This window comes from Stenotrophomonas sp. 1337 (assembly GCF_031455455.1).
Classification (GTDB): Bacteria; Pseudomonadota; Gammaproteobacteria; order Xanthomonadales; family Xanthomonadaceae; genus Stenotrophomonas; species Stenotrophomonas indicatrix.
The window spans coordinates 309,498-325,208 of record NZ_JAVDSR010000001.1 but is presented as its reverse complement, the minus strand read 5'-3'; the positions used below and the strand labels follow the sequence as shown (position 1 = coordinate 325,208).

Annotated in this window: 14 protein-coding genes; 8 read left to right on the top strand and 6 right to left on the bottom strand. The window is 66.7% G+C overall.

From position 1 onward, the window contains the following. The first annotated feature begins 61 nt into the window (after positions 1-61). The 4 genes from J2X70_RS01465 to J2X70_RS01450 are packed head-to-tail and all read left to right on the top strand — an operon-like array spanning position 62 to position 4,557. Positions 62-2,020, top strand: coding sequence for an FUSC family protein (locus tag J2X70_RS01465; protein WP_309908530.1), 1,959 nt, complete (start codon positions 62-64; stop codon positions 2,018-2,020). 4 nt (positions 2,021-2,024) lie between these two features. Continuing rightward, positions 2,025-2,240, top strand: coding sequence for a DUF1656 domain-containing protein (locus J2X70_RS01460; protein WP_025874327.1), 216 nt, complete (start codon positions 2,025-2,027; stop codon positions 2,238-2,240). Beyond that, entirely contained in the window at positions 2,237-3,121 is an 885-nt protein-coding gene (locus J2X70_RS01455) for a biotin/lipoyl-binding protein (RefSeq protein WP_309908528.1), read from the top strand. Before J2X70_RS01460 ends, J2X70_RS01455 begins: the two co-directional genes overlap by 4 nt. After that, positions 3,118-4,557: an efflux transporter outer membrane subunit gene (locus J2X70_RS01450; protein WP_309908527.1), complete on the top strand. Its 1,440-nt coding sequence runs from the start codon at positions 3,118-3,120 to the stop codon at positions 4,555-4,557. The genes J2X70_RS01455 and J2X70_RS01450 overlap by 4 nt, the downstream gene beginning before the upstream one ends. A gap of 75 nt (positions 4,558-4,632) precedes the next feature. Here the strand turns inward: J2X70_RS01450 and J2X70_RS01445 are convergent, their stop codons facing one another. After that, positions 4,633-5,196 (bottom strand): fasciclin domain-containing protein, encoded by a 564-nt coding sequence (locus tag J2X70_RS01445; RefSeq protein WP_025874323.1) that lies wholly within the window; start codon positions 5,194-5,196, stop codon positions 4,633-4,635. Between the two features lie 369 nt (positions 5,197-5,565). On the opposite strand from J2X70_RS01445, the gene J2X70_RS01440 reads away from it, so the two are divergent. Then, positions 5,566-5,862, top strand: coding sequence for a hypothetical protein (locus J2X70_RS01440; protein ID WP_088100127.1), 297 nt, complete (start codon positions 5,566-5,568; stop codon positions 5,860-5,862). Positions 5,863-5,905: 43 nt separating this feature from the next. Here the strand turns inward: J2X70_RS01440 and J2X70_RS01435 are convergent, their stop codons facing one another. From J2X70_RS01435 to J2X70_RS01420, 4 genes are read right to left on the bottom strand one after another with little or no spacing between them, the layout of a single operon-like run. Continuing rightward, entirely contained in the window at positions 5,906-6,454 is a 549-nt protein-coding gene (locus J2X70_RS01435) for a GNAT family N-acetyltransferase (protein ID WP_059064374.1), read from the bottom strand. 4 nt (positions 6,455-6,458) lie between these two features. Beyond that, a complete protein-coding gene (locus tag J2X70_RS01430) occupies positions 6,459-6,992 on the bottom strand; it encodes a tail fiber protein (RefSeq protein WP_218787632.1) in 534 nt (177 codons plus the stop codon). Positions 6,993-7,029: 37 nt separating this feature from the next. Beyond that, entirely contained in the window at positions 7,030-7,560 is a 531-nt protein-coding gene (locus tag J2X70_RS01425) for a tail fiber protein (protein ID WP_309908522.1), read from the bottom strand. A 30-nt stretch (positions 7,561-7,590) separates the two neighbouring features. Next, a complete protein-coding gene (locus J2X70_RS01420; protein WP_025874318.1) occupies positions 7,591-8,115 on the bottom strand; it encodes a tail fiber protein in 525 nt (174 codons plus the stop codon). Positions 8,116-8,572: 457 nt separating this feature from the next. Between J2X70_RS01420 and J2X70_RS01415 the strand changes: the two genes are divergently transcribed. Beyond that, on the top strand, positions 8,573-13,480 hold the full coding sequence (locus J2X70_RS01415) for a putative Ig domain-containing protein (RefSeq protein ID WP_309908520.1): 4,908 nt from the start codon (positions 8,573-8,575) through the stop codon (positions 13,478-13,480). 109 nt (positions 13,481-13,589) lie between these two features. Continuing rightward, positions 13,590-13,940: a hypothetical protein gene (locus J2X70_RS01410; RefSeq protein WP_309908518.1), complete on the top strand. Its 351-nt coding sequence runs from the start codon at positions 13,590-13,592 to the stop codon at positions 13,938-13,940. A 53-nt stretch (positions 13,941-13,993) separates the two neighbouring features. Here J2X70_RS01410 and J2X70_RS01405 read toward each other — a convergent pair whose 3' ends face one another. After that, positions 13,994-14,911 (bottom strand): M14 family metallocarboxypeptidase, encoded by a 918-nt coding sequence (locus J2X70_RS01405; protein WP_309908516.1) that lies wholly within the window; start codon positions 14,909-14,911, stop codon positions 13,994-13,996. Positions 14,912-15,055: 144 nt separating this feature from the next. Between J2X70_RS01405 and J2X70_RS01400 the strand changes: the two genes are divergently transcribed. Further along, positions 15,056-15,709, top strand: coding sequence for a DUF3348 family protein (locus tag J2X70_RS01400; protein ID WP_032975341.1), 654 nt, complete (start codon positions 15,056-15,058; stop codon positions 15,707-15,709). Positions 15,710-15,711 lie beyond the last annotated feature (2 nt).

Sequence of the window (15,711 nt, the reverse complement as noted above, 5' to 3'; positions counted from 1 at the left end):
CAGCGATAGACTGACATTCTAGCGAAATTCGGCGGCGGGGCTCGCTGAATACGATGGCGGCATGCACATCCCCGTCCCTACCCGCCCTTGGCTTTCGCGCCCCATCGCGCTGTTGATGTCGCCCGCATTGAAGGGCGACGGCGAAGCGTTGCTGTTCTCGCTCAAATGCCTGCTCGCCGCGATCCTCGGGCTGTATGTCTCGCTGCGCATCGGCCTGACCCGCCCGTTCTGGGTGATCGGCACCGTCTACCTGGTGTCGCAGCCGATGTCCGGCGCGACACTCAGCCGGGGCCTGTTCCGGCTGCTGGGAACGGTCGGCGGTGCGGTTGCTACGGTGCTGCTGGTGCCGCGGTTCGCGAACGCGCCGCTGGTGTTGAGCGTGGTACTGGCCGCCTGGATGGGCCTGTGCCTGTATTTGGCCATGCTCGACCGCACACCGCGTGCGTACGCCTTCCTGCTGGCCGGGTACACCACCAGCCTGATTGGTTTCCCGGCGGTGATGGTGCCCGATGACGTCTTCACCATCGCCGTCACCCGCGTGCAGGAAATCTCCATCGGCATTCTTGCGGCGACGCTGGTCCATGGCCTGCTGTTGCCACGCCGGGTCTCGCCGCGTGTGCACGCGCGCGTGGCATCGATCCTCGCCGATGCGGAGCACTGGACGCGGGACATGCGCGTTGGCGCAAACGAAACGGTACTGGCTGCGGATCGCTCCAAGGTAGCCGCAGATCTCCTCGACCTGCACACGCTGTCCATCCACCTGCCGTTCGACAGTGTGCACGGCGTCGCCCAGGTGCAGATCCTGCGCGCACTGCATGACCGGATGCTCGATGTGCTGATGCTGTCCAGCGCCGTGGACGAATCACTGGCCCAGTTGCGCGCGCAGCCCGCTGGCACGGCGCGCACCACATGGAAGGAATTGATGCGTGCAGATCTCTGCGCACGTCAGGCCGAACTCGATGCTGCGCATCACGACTGCCGGCTGCTGGAAGCGCAGCTGCACGCCGCCCGCCCGGACTGGCGCCGGCATGTACCCGTGCACCTTGCCAGGAAGGCGAACGGTCATGTGCTGCATCGTGACCACCGGATCGCCCTGCGCAGCGCCTTGGGCGCCTTCGTCGGCATCGTACTGGCCTGCGCGCTGTGGATCGCTACTGCGTGGTCCGACGGTGCAACCGCCGTCTCCATCATCGGCACCGCCTGCGTGTTGTTCGGGACCACAGAGGCACCTGCCGGGCATGTCATGCGCTATCTGATCGGGTCGACCATCGGCGTGGTCATCGGGCTGTTCTACGCGCTGGTGATCTTTCCGGGCCTGTCCGATTTCGTCGGCCTGGCCATGGCACTGGCGCCGGCACTGCTGGTGTGTGGCTCGTTCCTCGCCCGCCCGCCGTTCATCATGGCCGCATTGGGGGTAGTGCTCACCTTCCCCCTCATCGCCGGGTTGGGTGCCACCAATGCCACCCACGTCGCGGGCGCGCTCAACAGCAGCGTCGCGCTGTTCGTGGGCACGGCGGCGGCGCTGTGCAGCATGTCGCTGCTGCAGACGCTGGACAGCAATCGCAGCCGCGCGCGCCTGCAGGATGTCATCCGGCGGGACATCGCACGCCGCGCCGCCGGGCAGGTAGGAAATGCCAGCGACTGGACAAGCCGCATGGTGGATCGGCTTGCGCTGCTTGCCCCTCGCCTGCGCGGCCATCCGGATGCAGCCCCCGCGTTGCGGACGCTGTTTGCGGACATGCGCGCGGCCAGTGCCGTGGCCGAACTGCGCGTAATTGGCGGGGCGTTAAATGATCGCCGCAGCCACGACTGCCTGGCCCAGTTGCTGCACAGCGCGTCCGCCCACTTCCGTATCCGTACCTCCACATGCCGCACAGTGGATACGCCGCTGCTGGAATCACTCGAGCGCACACGCGAGGTGATCATCGCTGGCAACAACGGCGCATCCGAACGTGTTCTTCCGCTGCTCTGCGGCCTGCGCCGCGACCTGATCGCTCCGTTGATCGTACATGGGGACTGAGTCGATGTTCTCCGATATCTCCATTGACGGCGTCTTCGTTCCCGGCCTGCTGGCGGTGGCACTCATCGCGCTGGCGCTGTCGATGATGGCCTCGCGGCTATTGGCAAGCCTCGGCCTGTACCGGCTGTTCGCCTATCGCCCGCTGGTGGGCCTTTCGCTGTTCGTGATCCTGGCGGAGCTGCTGATCCAGCTCGCGCCCCTGCTTGAGAAACTGAAATGAAGCACCTGTTGAGTGTCATTGGCCGCTGGAGCGCAACGCTCTGCCTGTTCGCCGTCGCCGTCATCGCGGCGCTGTCCCTGTGGAACCGCTACGAAGCGCAGCCGTGGACGCGCGACGGCCGCGTGCGCGCGGACGTGATCCGCGTGGCGTCGGACATGGGCGGGCTGGTCACCCAGGTGCTGGTGCAGGACAACCAGCGGGTGAAAGCCGGGCAGCTGCTGCTGGTGCTGGACCAGCCGCGCTACGCCGCCGCGCTGGACAAGGCCGATGCCGCGGTGAACAGCGCGCAGGCCACGCTTGCCCTTGCCCGCCGTGAATCGAAGCGGGACATCGCGCTGGGCAACCTGGTGGCTTCAGAAACGCGGGAGCGCAATGCCGCCAAGGTCGATACCGAAGTGGCCGGCCTTGCACAGGCCCGAGCGGAGCGGCGGGTGGCGCTGCTGAACGTGCAGCGCACCGAAGTGCGCGCCAGCGTCGATGGCATCGTCACCAACCTCGACCTGCACCCGGGCGACTTCCTGCAGCCGGGTGCCCAGGCGCTGGCGCTGATCGACGGCGCCAGCCTCCGGGTCGAAGGCTATTTCGAAGAAACCAAGCTCAACTGCATCAACGAAGGCGATGCCGCTGTCGCCCGCCTGATGGGCGATGGCCGCGACGTGCATGGGCACGTGGAGAGCATCGCCGCCGGCATTGCCGACGATCAGCGCGCGAGCACCCACAACCTGCTGCCATCGGTTGCGTCAACGTATACCTGGGTGCGGCTGGCGCAGCGGATACCGGTGCGCATCCACTTGGACGACGTAGCACCGGATACGCGCCTGATCGTCGGCAGGACCGCCAGCGTGACCATCACTCCGCGCGCGCAGGGAGCCTGCAAGTGATCGGCACCGCATCACGCGTGGGCGTGCTCGCCTGTGCGCTGTCGCTGGCCGGCTGCGTGTCCGGCCCGGACTACACGCTGCCGGCCAATGCGGTTGCCGCCGCCCCGGCAGCCCGCCGCGCATTCATATCGAGCCACCAGGCGGCCTACGCACAGGCCGAGCTGCCGGACCGCTGGTGGCAGCTGTACGACGATCCACGACTCGATGCTTACGTCAGCGAAGCACTGCGAGCCAACACCGATCTGCGCGCGGCTGATGCCAACCTGCGCCGCGCCACGGCGATGGTGCTGCAGTACCGGGCCGAGGGCTCGGTAAGCACCGACGCAGATGCATCGGCCACGCTGGCCCATGCCGGGGGATATACCTCGCCCACCTCACCACCGCAGGTGTATGCGCTCGGCATCCACCTGGCCTACCCACTGGATCTGGCAGGTGGCATCCGCCGCGGTATCGAAGCTGCCAGCGCCGAAGCAGAGGCTGTCGCTGCAGCACGTGACCAGGTGCGGGTGGTGGTCGCCGCCGCTGTCACCCGCGCTTATGTCGGCATCTGTTCGACCAACCTCACCCTGGCGGCGACGCAGCGTGTGCTCGATACGCAGCGCGCCACGCTGGACGCCACCACGCGCTTGGTGGCCGGCGGGCGCGGAACCGAATTCGACGTCAGCCGGGCGCGCGCGGCGGCCAACCGCAGTGCGGCGGCGGTGCCGCATCTGGTTGCCGAACGGCAGGCGGCCCTGTTCGCGCTGGCGGCGCTGATGGGACGCGCACCAGCCGACTATCCGCAGGACGTCGCCAACTGCCAACAACCGCCGCGCCTGCAGCAACCGGTTCCGGTCGGCGATGGTGGCCAGCTGATCCAGCGCCGCCCGGATATCCGCGCGGCCGAGCGCAGCCTGGCGGCCGCCACCGCGATGATCGGCGTGGAAACGGCAGCCCTGTACCCACAGGTGAGCATCGGCGCGTCCGCCGGCACGGCAGGTTCATTCAAGCAGCTGCTGAGCAGCGACAGCGTCGGCGCGTCCTTCGGACCGCTGCTGTCGTGGCGCTGGCCGAACCGCCGCGCAACCCGTGCGCGGATCGATGCGGCCGGCGCCAACGTCGATGCCACGCTGGCATCGTTCGATGGCGTGGTGCTGGACGCGCTGCAGCAGACCGAAACCGCGCTGTCGGCCTACGCGCAGGAGATCGATCGCGAGCACAGCCTTGCCCTCGCCCGCGACGACGCGGCACATGCCAGCGATCAGGCCGGGCAGTTGTACCGGTTCGGCAGGATCGACTTCATCGACGTGCTGTCTGCCGAGGCCGCGCTGGCCGATGCAGAGTCCGCGCTGGCAGCATCGCGCGCGCAGCTGGGGGATCGTCAGGTGGATCTGTTCCTGGCGCTGGGTGGGGGCTGGGCGACGGCAGGCACAACGCCCGACGCGCTTGATCGCTGAACCGCGCTCAATCGTGAGCGGCTGGCCTGTGAAACCAGTCGCTCCCGCACTGCCATCGATGTTGCGGCCCTGGGCTTACTTCGGCATCAGCACCGAATCGACCACATGCACCACGCCGTTGGACTGCCTCACGTCGGCGGTGGTTACTGCAGACTTGCCGCCTTTGGCGTCGACCACCCAGACCTTGCCATCCTGCAGCTTCACCGTCAGCGCTTCACCCTGCACCGTTTTCAGCGTGCTGCTGCCACCGTGGCTGCGCGCTGCTGCGGTCAGCTGGGTGGAGGTGTAGGTGCCCGGTACCACGTGATAGGTCAGGACCTGGGTCAGCTTGGCCTTGTTTTCCGGCTTCAGCAGCGTTTCCACGGTGCCTGCGGGCAGCTTGGCGAACGCCTGGTTGTCGGGAGCAAATACGGTGAATGGACCCTTGCCGCTGAGCGTGTCAACGAGCCCGGCCGCCTTCACCGCAGTCACCAGGGTGCTCAGGTTCTGGGCGGTGGAGGCGTTTTCGACAATGGTCTTGTTCGCGTACATCGGCACGCCACCCACCATCGGGTTGTCGGCGGCAAAGGCGGCCGGGGCAGTTGCGCAGGCAACCGCGACGGTGGCGGCAAGGGTCAGGCGCTGGATCTGGGTACGCATGTTCGTGTCCTCGTTGATAGCCCAACCGGGCTGGGAAATGCGCAGCGTTCGCTGCCATCACTGCACCGCCTAGCAGCCATGCGGGAATGCAGGGCATCCGTAGCAGCAGGGCAACAGCGTTGCGTGCATGAGGGCATACGCCGCAAGCCGATGACCGGATGCATCGCCTGGCGCTGGGGCAGTGAACGGTTCAACAACGTGCACAGCGCGTCGCGAGCGCCATTTCCCGGCCGCAGGCTACCAGTCACCGGCTGCGGGCGTGTGTTGATGGTCCGCATTCAACCCTGGCGAACAGGAACATGGCCGCCCGCACACTTGCATCGGGCGTGCAGCGCGGCGACGATGCGGTTCGGTTTAGGGGAACCCTGCATGGAATTGCTGACACTCGATCATTTCGCCCGCCACGTTGATCAGACCTTCTCGGCAGTCATCAACGACGGCGAGATTCCATTCGTGCTTGTGGAGGCACGGGCGCTGAATCCATCGCAGCTGCCGCCAGGTCCGGCGCGGGCGCCGTTTTCGCTGCTGTTCCGCAACAGCTCGGCCTTCCTGTTTCCGCAGCAGATCTATCTGATGCGCCATGCCGACATCGGTGAAGTGGGGATTTTCCTGGTGCCGGTAGCGCGTGAGCAGGCCGGATTCCTGTATCAGGCGATCTTCAACTGAGAATGTGAGCCCGCGGCCAGGCTTGCGGCGGCGTGTCGCCGGCTCAGCCCGGTGCCCAACGCAGCAGCAGATGCGAGCCCTGGTCGTGGATTACGGTAAAGCCTGCGCGCCGGTACAGGCGCTGCGCAGCAATGTTGTCGGCCTGCACATGCAGGGTCATGCCGCAGCCCAGCGCGGCGGCCTCGCCTTGGCTGTGGCTGATCAGCGCCGCAGCCAGGCCTCGTCCGCGCTCACCGGGAAACAGGCAGACATCGACAATCAGGTGATCTGATGTTCCGCGCTGCAGGTAATAGCGGCCAACCGGCACACCGCCACGCTCTATGGCAAGAAAATCCGAATCGCCGTAGTGCGCCTGGTAGTGCTGGTGCTGCAGTGCGAACTGGCTATCCAGAAACGCGCGCTTGCTCGCTTCGGGCCAAGGCACTGGCGCCAGTTCCTCCGCGCGGGTGCTGGCATACAGTTCGCGCAGCCACGGCACGTCATCATCGTGTAGCGGGCGCAGCGCATACCCGCGCTCGCACAGCCACGCGGGGGTACGCAGGCGGTCGTCGCGGCCCGCCGGAAATGAAGTGAGCTGCGACGACGCCTGCATGTCTTCAGCTGAAGCTGGGAAACACACCCTGCAACGCAATGCAGAAATTCGTCGCGAGGTAGGGCTGGCGGTTCTCGTGGGGCTGGCCGCTACCGGACGGACCGATCATGTTGGGACTGAACTGTGCGTTGGCGGTGGCGTTTGGCACGAACGGCGCCCCTGAGGTCGGCAGTCCCAGGTAGTTGCCCGCTACCGGGGTGCTGGTGCGCTTGGACTGGTCGGGTTGGTTGTAGATCGTCAGGGAGTGGTTGTGCGACGGCATTTCCGTCTGGGTCAACGCCACCGAATTGCTGCCATAGGTTTCACCGATTCTGCGCGGGGACAACCCCGCGCCCTGGCCTTGTTCGGTGGCCACGCGGTTGACGAAGTTGGGCAGCTGGAACGTCGTTTGTCCGTCGCCACCGTACTGGGTGCCCAGCAGCGAAAACAGGGCCGTGTTCTGCCGGATGGCCAAGATGGCGCCGTTGCAGCTGGCCCAACCATAGGGCGCGAAGTTGAAGCCGAACAACTGGATTTCGCCGATGAAAGGTTCGGTCATGGTCGTATCCTGGAATCGAGTATGCGCAGGTGGCCGCTCAGCCTTGCGAAGGGAAGACGCCAGCCCAGGCGATGCAGAACTGCACCGTGAGCGTGGGCATCTCGTTGTCGTGCGGCTGGTTGCCACCCATGCTGACAACTGCGTTGGCGGCCAGGGTCGCGCCGTTGGCGCCGGTGATATCGGTGACGTACATGGTCTCGCCTGACAACGCTGCCGGCACTACGGTAGCGCCAACCGCACCGGTGGTTGCCAGGACGGTGCTGGCCATCAGCGAGGGGGTATGTTGCGGCAACTGCGTCTGCAGCAGGGTGACGCTTTCGCTGCCGGACATCTGCCCCATCCCGTAGGAACTCAATCCCGTTCCACGGCCTTGGTGGATCGGCACGCGGCCGCGCAGGTCAGGCACACCGAAGGTGCTGGCGCCGTCACCGCCATAGGTGGTGCCGATCACAGCGTACAGCACCTGGTACTCGGCAATCGATTGAAGCGAACCGTCGCATGCGAACCAGCCGTTGGGCACGCGCGAAAAGCCGAACATGCGGATTTCTCCGACGTAAGGGGTGCTCATGGGGAACTCCTGTAATGGGCGTCGGAAGAATCAGTTGCGCGACGGGAAAATGCCGTTCAACGCGATCACGAAATTGATCACGGTGTAGGGCTGCAGGTTCGGATGCGACTGGCTGCCGCCGCCCGGCCCCACGCCCTGCAGCGGAACCAGGGTGCCGTTGGCCGGTCCGAAGATGGCGCTGCCGCTGGTGCCGTACAGACCCCCGGTAGGGTTGCGGGCCGTACCTGCAGTGGTGGTTCCGTTGACCACCGGAATGTGGGCCGGAACCTGAGTGGCCAGCAGGGTAACGTTCTCCACACCGCCCACTTCGCCCTGGCTGTAAGGCGCAGGATTCCAGTTGCCATCCACCGAATTGCCGGCGCCCACCGGGGTACGCGATTGCAGGTTGGGCAAGGCGAACGTGGTTCTGCCGTCACCGCCGTACATGGTTCCCAGCAGAGAAAACAGCGCCTGGTTCTGCGCGATGGAAAGCAGCTGTCCGTTGCAAAGGGCGAATCCCCTGGGCGCGAACGCGAACCCCGTGAGCATTATCTGCCCGAGGAAGACTTCGGTCATACCTTTTCCCCCGAAAGGTTGGTGGCACGGACGTCATGTCCGCTGCCGGCGCTACTCTCGCTCACACTCCGCTCGCCGTACAAGCGAAATTTTTGTGCGAATGCAACATTAATCCTTCATGAATATATAGGCACTTCCTTTTATACCCTGAATCCTGCTTGAATAATCGCCAGCAGTTCGCAAGGGGTGCGGTACCGGGTCCAGCCCGGTGTCCGCGGACAGGGGTAAGGTCTCGCCGTTTTGGCTCGATGTCCTTGGGACGATCGAGCCCGTGCGGTGCCAACAGGGGCAGAACATGCATCAGTCATCAGCGCAACGCGTGCAGACGCCGCGTGCGCGTTCACACGTCTTCTTTTCTTCGTTCTGCTCCTGGCTCGCCCTCGTGCTGTTGTGCGCAGGCAGCCTGTGGCCGCAGCTGGCGACGGCAGCACCATCGTCCTTCTGCCCGACGCTGAGCATGTCGGTCGCCAACAGTGGCTCGCAGACCATCAACATCAACGGTTGCCACGGCGGCTTCGGCATCTCTGCGGGCACCGCGGCGACCCCGCACGGCAGCCGCACCGTCGGCGTGCAGTCGGGTGCCAACCTGCCGCTGACGTACACCCACAACGGCGACAGCGCGACCAGCGATACCTTCGTCATCCAGGACGACTCGAACGGTGACATCACCGTCACCGTCACCATCGCTCCGGCATCAGCCATCACCCTCGCCGCCTCGCCTGCGGTCAACCTGACGGTTGGCGTGCCTTTCAGCACCAGCCTCAGTGCCAGCGGCGGCACCGGACCGTACACCTACAGCCTGGACACCGGTTCCATTCCGCCGGGCCTGAGCCTGAGCGGAAACACCATCAGCGGTACACCCACCCAGCGCGGCGCCTACGCCTTCACCATCCGCGCCACCGACAGCACCTCGGCCAGCGGCGTGCGCTCCTTCAGCGGTTCAGCAGCCAACCCGACCCTTGCCATCGCGCCGTCGTCGCCCTCTGCGGCGCAGGGCCTTGCCTACTCGGTGACCTTCACTGCCAGCGGCGGCGTGCCCGGCTACACGTTCGCGTATGAAAACGGCACGCTGCCGCCTGGCTTGACCCTGAGCGGCGCGACCCTGAGCGGCACGCCCACCACCCAGGGCAGCTACACCTTCGGCATCCGCGTCACCGACAGCAGCAGCGGCACCGGCAGCTACGCCGAGGTCGAGACGGTGACCCTGCAGGTGATTCCGCCGCCGACCATCCTGGTCAACCCGTCCACCGTCCCGGGTGCAACCGTTGGCGCGGGCTACAGCCAGACCCTCAGCGGCAGCGGTGGTACCGCGCCCTACACCTTCGCCATCACCGCAGGCTCGCTGCCCGCCGGGTTGAGCCTCAACACCAGTACTGGCGCACTGGCCGGCACGCCGACCGCAGCCGGCACCTTCAACTTCACCGTGACTGCGACGGACGCCAATACGTTCACCGGTTCACGCGCCTATTCCCTGGTGGTGGCACTGCCGGTGATCGTGATCGCGCCGACGACACTTCCCGACGGCACGGTCGCGGCGGCATACAGCCAGTCTGTCAGTGCCAGCGGCGGCATTGCGCCGTACACCTATGCGATCACGGCAGGCGCGCTGCCCACCGGCCTGACCCTCGGCGGCACCGGCGGCATCACCGGCACACCGACGGCCGGCGGCACCTTCAACTTCACCGTGACCGCCACCAGCAACAGTACTGGCACCGGCGCACCGCACACCGGCTCCCGGGCCTATGCGCTGGTGATCGCTCCGCCGACCATCACTCTGCCGGCAAGCACGCTGGCCAACGGCACCCAGGGTGTGGCCTATAGCGCCATGCTGAATCCGGCAAGCGGCGGCACGGGAGCGTACAGCTATGCAGTGACCGCCGGAGCGCTGCCACCGGGCATCGTGCTGAACGCTTCCTCGGGCGCGCTGACAGGCACGCCCACGTCAGTGGGCACCTCCAACTTCGCCGTGACCGCGACCGACAGCAGCACCGGCACCGGGCCCTACAGTTCCGCGCCGCGCGGCTATACGCTGCAGATCATCAACACCCCGCCTGTCGCCAATCCGCTGTCGGCGAGCGTGGCCTACAACAGCAGCGCCAATCCGATCACGCTGAACATCTCTGGCGGCGTGCCGTCCTCGGTGGCCGTCGGTACCGCGCCGCTCCATGGCAGTGCGAACGCCAGCGGCACCTCCATTACCTACCAGCCCACCGCGGGTTACGCGGGCCCGGACAGCTTTACCTACACCGCAACAAACACCGCCGGCACCTCGTCGCCCGCCACGGTCAGTGTCACTGTCGGCAACCCGACCATCACCGTGACGGCGAGCGGCCCGATGAGCGCCCAGGTTGGCGCAGGTTACAGCCAGACGTTCACCTGGAATGGTGGCACCGCACCCTACAGCAACTTCGCTGTCACCGGCCTGCCAGCGGGCCTCAGCGTCAGCGGCACCACCGCCAACAGCGTGACCGTAAGCGGCACGGTGAGCGCGGCGGGCAGCTTCAGCCTCGTCGCCACTGCCACCGACAGCAGCACCGGCACCGGTCCGTTCACCACCGGCCAGGGCTTCACGCTGACCGTTGGCGCGCCGACCCTGAGCATGACCCCGGCGCCGGGCAACCTGCCGATGAACTACGGCACGGCCACCACCATCAACTTTGCCAGCAGCGGCGGCACCGCGCCGTACAGCTACGCACTGGTCTCCGGCTCGTTGCCGGTGGGCGTGAGCTTCAACTCCACCGGTCTGCTCAGCGGTACGCCGACCGTACCGGGCAACTACAACATCTCCGTGCGTACCACCGATTCCAGCACCGGCGCGGGCGCGCCGTTCGCGCTGCAGCAGAACTACACCATCGTCGTTGCCACGCCTGCAATCGCCATCGATCCACCCAGCCTGCCCAACGGCAGCGCAGGCGTGGCCTACAACGCACAGTTGAGCTCCAGCGGCGGCCTTGCGCCGTACAGCTACTCTCTGCTCAGTGGTGCGCTGCCGGTCGGCGTGTCCTTCACCTCTGCAGGCACCCTGTCCGGCATCCCCCGCTCGGATGGCAACTTCAGCATCACGTTGGGTGCCACCGATTCCAACGGCCAGACCGCCAGCCGCGTGTACACCTTCACTATCGCCCCGGCAACCGTAGTGATCGCACCGGCCACCCTGCCCGGCGGCGCGGTCGGCACGGCCTATTCGCAGAACCTGAGCAGCAGCGGCGGCATCGCCCCGTACACCTATGCGATCGACTCCGGCGCCCTGCCCCCCGGCATTGCCTTCAGTTCGGCAGGCGTGTTCAGTGGTACGCCGACCACGGCCGGCAGCTATTCCGCAGTGGTGCGCTCCACCGACGACGCCGGCTACACCAGCATCCAGAGCTACACCCTCGTCATTGCCAACGCGGTGCCGGTGACGGTGGACGACAGCGCCACCACGCCGTCGCAGCAACCGGTGACGATTCCGGTGACGGCCAACGACGGCGGTGTGATCACCTCGATCGCCGTGGCCAGCGCGCCGGCACATGGCACCGCCACAGTGAACGGCGTGACCGTTGTCTACACGCCGACGGGCACCTACTTCGGCGCGGACAGCTTCACCTACACCGCTACCGGCCCGGGCGGCACCTCGGCCACGGCCACGGTGTCGATCACCGTCAACGCGCTGCCCGTGCCTGCCGGACAGCCGCGCGCGGCCATCCCTGCCGTGGCGGGCCAACCGCTGACCATCGACACCACGGTGGGTGCCACCGGCGGTCCGTTCACCGGTGTGACCCTGGTGACGCAGCCGGCCACCGGCACCACGACCGTGACCGGTACCACCATCACTTACACCCCGCTGGCCACCGCATCGGGCACGGCAAGCATCGTCTACACCTTGAACAACGCCTACGGTGCTTCGGCTCCGATCACCGCCACGATCACCATCAACCAGGTGCCGGTGGCGATCTCGCGCCGGGTCAGTGCAAATGCGGGTGTTGCGGCGGTGGTCGAGCTGACGACGGATGCAACGGGCGGCCCGTTCACTGCAGCCACCCTGGTGTCGCTGTCGCCGTCCACTGCCGGCACTGCCACCATCGCACCGTCCGGCAGTGGTGCCAGCGCGGGCTATCGCCTCACGTTCACCCCGGCGGCCACCTTCGCCGGTACCACCACGGCCACCTTCACCCTGAGCAACGCGTTCGCGACCTCGGCGCCGGCGACGATCGACTTTGATGTGATCGGCCGACCGGACCCGACCTTGGACGCGGAGGTGATGGGCCTGCTGGGCGCGCAGACCGCCTCCACCCGGCGCTTCGCCACCGCGCAGATCGGCAATTTCCAGCGCCGCATGGAAGGCCTGCATGGTGCCGGCAGAGGCACACGCTTCGAGAATGGCCTGAGCTTCGGCGTCGACCGCGATCGTCGCTGCCAGGATGAGGTACGACGCATGCCCGGTGGCGATTGCCGCCAGGTGACCGCGCTGGACGAATCTGTTCTGAGGGACGACGTTGCTGTCGCGCCCGCCGCTGGGGATCGCGGCACACGTAGGGGTGATGGAGATAACGGTGCCCTTACCCTGTGGACCGGCGGCTCGATCAACAGCGGTGATCGCGATGGTCGCTCGGGCAGCGCGGGCTTCGACTTCCAGACCAGCGGCATCAGCGCCGGTGCCGATACCCGGGTGAACCAGGCATTCGCCTTCGGCGGTGGTATCGGCTACGGCCGCGACACGACCGACGTCGGTCACAACGACACCCGCAGCCACGGCGAAAGCTACACCCTGGCCGCGTACGGCAGCTACCACCCGGGGCAGTACTTCTTCGTTGATGGCCTGCTGGGTTACCAGTTGCTGTCATTCGACTCACGTCGCTACGTGACCGCCAATGGCGCGATGGTGCAAGGCGACCGCGATGGCAAGCAGTGGTTCGCCTCGCTGTCGGTCGGCGGCGACTACCAGCGCGACCGCTTGTCGGTGAGTCCGTATGCGCGGCTGGACCTGGCCCGTGCAACATTGAACGGCTATACCGAACGCGGCGACGCGATCCACGCCCTGCGCTACGAGGACCAGGATGTGGACGCCACCACCGCCAGCCTGGGTGTGCACATGGACTATCGCTACCCGGTCCGCTTCGGCACGCTCTCGCCACAGCTGCGGCTCGAATACCAGCACGATTTCCAGGACGCCAGCCCGGTGACGATGGGCTACGCCGATCTGCCGGGCGGCCCGTTCTACCGCAGCGAAATCGATGGACTCAAGCGCAACCGGTTCGTTTTCGGTCTGGGGGCGGTGCTGCAGACTGAACGCGACCTCAGCCTGCGGATCGAGTACCGCGGCCTGTTCGGCAGCAGCGAAGACACCGACCATGGTCTGCAGCTGAACCTGGAAAAGAAGTACTGATGGCGTGGGGCGCGGCGACGCGCCCCACCCTCCCGGCAGCGCCAGGCCTGCACGTCGCAGATACGGGCAATGGCCTGCAGCAGGTTGCCCATTGGTGCATCCTTGCAGCATGCAGCCCACACCCGAAACCATCGCACGCGTCAAGGAAGTCATCGACGCATGGAGCAACCCCGCCGAGGTCGCCGCCTTCGCGCTGAAGCGACGAGGATTTGGCGATTCGAACGGAGGCTTCGGCGTCGTGTATCCCCATAGCCTGGACGAGTACCAGCGTGAGGTGGAAGGGATGTTCATCCCCGACGGTCACGTCGAGCTCTACGGCTTCTGGGGACCGGCGCACGGCGGGTACGAGTTTCTAGTAGCCGAGAAACTGTACCTCGCCATTCTTGCCGATTACCTGCAGTCGCTTGGACGGGTCGACGAAGCCGACAGCCTGCGCCTGCAGGCCAAAGGCATCGGCTGATCCTGCAGCCGTTGGAAGTCGCCGGTCATGGGTCCGGCGCTACGACGCAGCCGTCAATTGGCCAGGGCGAAATCCAACCCCGCGCACACCGCCGCCACCTGGGCGTCGTTGCATTCCTGCGGGTTGGTGCGCGGGCTGTCCGGGTACACCTCGGTGGTGGTGGCATACAGCGCATCGGTGAAGCCGGCACATGCACCAATCGAGCGCGACTCACCCCACACCACGCCCGGCGACTGCAGCGGCATGCCCACCAGATTGCCTTCGGCATCGGCCGGGGCAATGTGGGTGATCGGGGCCACGGCGGCGATCAGCGCCTTCTGGAATTCGTGCTGCGGGTCTTCGCTGTTGCCGATCACATAGAAGCCATCGGGAATGGTGTCGCGCTCGAAGGGCTTGCCATCGCGGGCGCAGCGGGCCGGGTCGAACTCGTGCAGATCGCTGTCGGTGGTCTCGTGCAGGTCCAGGTGGACCCGGATGTTGGCCTTGCGTTCGACCACCCAGCGCATCAGCGAGGCGGCTTCCTCGATCAGGCCGCCGTCACGGAAACTACGGTTGGGATCGATGGCATTGGGGTTCCAGCGCTGGATGCGCTCGTAGCCCCACGGGCTGATGCACGGGGCCACGATCAGGTTGAAGCGGCCCAGGTAACGCTCGGCGTGCTGCTCCAGGAACTGCAGGGCGCCATGCACGCCGCTGGTTTCGTAGCCATGCACGCCGCCGGTGACCAGCGCGGTCGGCAGGGCCGGGTTCCAGTCGTGGTTCACCACCGCAAACAGCGGGTAGTGGTCCGGGGCGTAGTCCAGCTGGCCGTACTGCACCACGTCGAAGCGCTCGTCCAGCCGCTCCAGCGCGGTCACCACGTCTTCGTGGTAGCTGCGCTGCCGCTGCTGACGGGCCCGCCACTGCGCGCGTTCGGCGTCGCCCCAAGGCTGTCCGGGGGTGCCGATCGGGTAGAACTGCGCAACGGTCATCTCAAGCTCCAGAAGTCGGGGTGCGGTGGTACAGCCGACCATTTTAAGCCTTGTGGCCCGATCGGTGCTGCCCCTCGCCCCCGCCTTCATACGGCCGGCCTCATCTGGTTGTAAAATCAACGGTTTTTGGCCCCCACCCCCTTGATGGCGAACGCAGCGCAGCCGGTCGTGGATGGACCGGACTTCCTCCGTCTGCTCGCCCGTCTCAGCGACGGCGCGATGCCGGCCTCCAGTCCCGCCCTGACCGATCGCCTCGGCCAGTGGGTGGACTGGAGCCGTGCCGTGGCCCTTGCCGGGGCGCTGGATGGCCGCCTGGCTGAACCGGCCGAGGCCGCCGAAGCGCTGGATGACCTGCTGGCCGATTGCGCCCAGGCCGAAGCGAGCCTGTTGGCCTCGCTGAGCGAGGATGCCGAGGCCGAGCGCCTGCTGGACCTGGCCGAGGCCGCCGCCGCGCCGAACTTCGCTTCGTTGCGGCAGCGCTACCGGGTGCTGCAGCAGGCCATCCAGACCGCTACCGGCCGCCTGCGCGGCCGCCTGCGCGACCAGCTGGTGCAGGCGTCACCGGAGCTGGCGCGGCTGGCCGAGGTCGATGCGGTGATGGAGCAGACCTTGAGCCCGCGCGAGCACAGCCTGCTTGCCACCGCCCCGGCGGTGCTGGGTGCCCGATTCGAACGCGTGCACGGCCAGCCCGGCTGGCGCGCGTCCTTCCGCCACGACATGCGTACGCTGCTGCTCGCCGAGCTGCAACTGCGCTTCCACCCGATCCAGGGGCTGCTTGCCGCCCTGCGCTCACACTGACC

Bases quoted from the DNA above. Each gene is read 5' to 3' on its own strand.
- J2X70_RS01425 (WP_309908522.1), bottom strand. From the start codon at position 7,560: ATGAGCACCCCTTACGTCGGAGAAATCCGCATGTTCGGCTTTTCGCGC.
- J2X70_RS01460 (WP_025874327.1), top strand. From the start codon at position 2,025: ATGTTCTCCGATATCTCCATTGACGGCGTCTTCGTTCCCGGCCTGCTG.
- J2X70_RS01445 (WP_025874323.1), bottom strand. From the start codon at position 5,196: ATGCGTACCCAGATCCAGCGCCTGACCCTTGCCGCCACCGTCGCGGTT.
- J2X70_RS01465 (WP_309908530.1), top strand. From the start codon at position 62: ATGCACATCCCCGTCCCTACCCGCCCTTGGCTTTCGCGCCCCATCGCG.
- J2X70_RS01400 (WP_032975341.1), top strand. From the start codon at position 15,056: ATGGCGAACGCAGCGCAGCCGGTCGTGGATGGACCGGACTTCCTCCGT.
- J2X70_RS01455 (WP_309908528.1), top strand. From the start codon at position 2,237: ATGAAGCACCTGTTGAGTGTCATTGGCCGCTGGAGCGCAACGCTCTGC.
- J2X70_RS01420 (WP_025874318.1), bottom strand. From the start codon at position 8,115: ATGACCGAAGTCTTCCTCGGGCAGATAATGCTCACGGGGTTCGCGTTC.
- J2X70_RS01415 (WP_309908520.1), top strand. From the start codon at position 8,573: ATGTCGGTCGCCAACAGTGGCTCGCAGACCATCAACATCAACGGTTGC.
- J2X70_RS01440 (WP_088100127.1), top strand. From the start codon at position 5,566: ATGGAATTGCTGACACTCGATCATTTCGCCCGCCACGTTGATCAGACC.
- J2X70_RS01435 (WP_059064374.1), bottom strand. From the start codon at position 6,454: ATGCAGGCGTCGTCGCAGCTCACTTCATTTCCGGCGGGCCGCGACGAC.
- J2X70_RS01410 (WP_309908518.1), top strand. From the start codon at position 13,590: ATGCAGCCCACACCCGAAACCATCGCACGCGTCAAGGAAGTCATCGAC.
- J2X70_RS01430 (WP_218787632.1), bottom strand. From the start codon at position 6,992: ATGACCGAACCTTTCATCGGCGAAATCCAGTTGTTCGGCTTCAACTTC.
- J2X70_RS01405 (WP_309908516.1), bottom strand. From the start codon at position 14,911: ATGACCGTTGCGCAGTTCTACCCGATCGGCACCCCCGGACAGCCTTGG.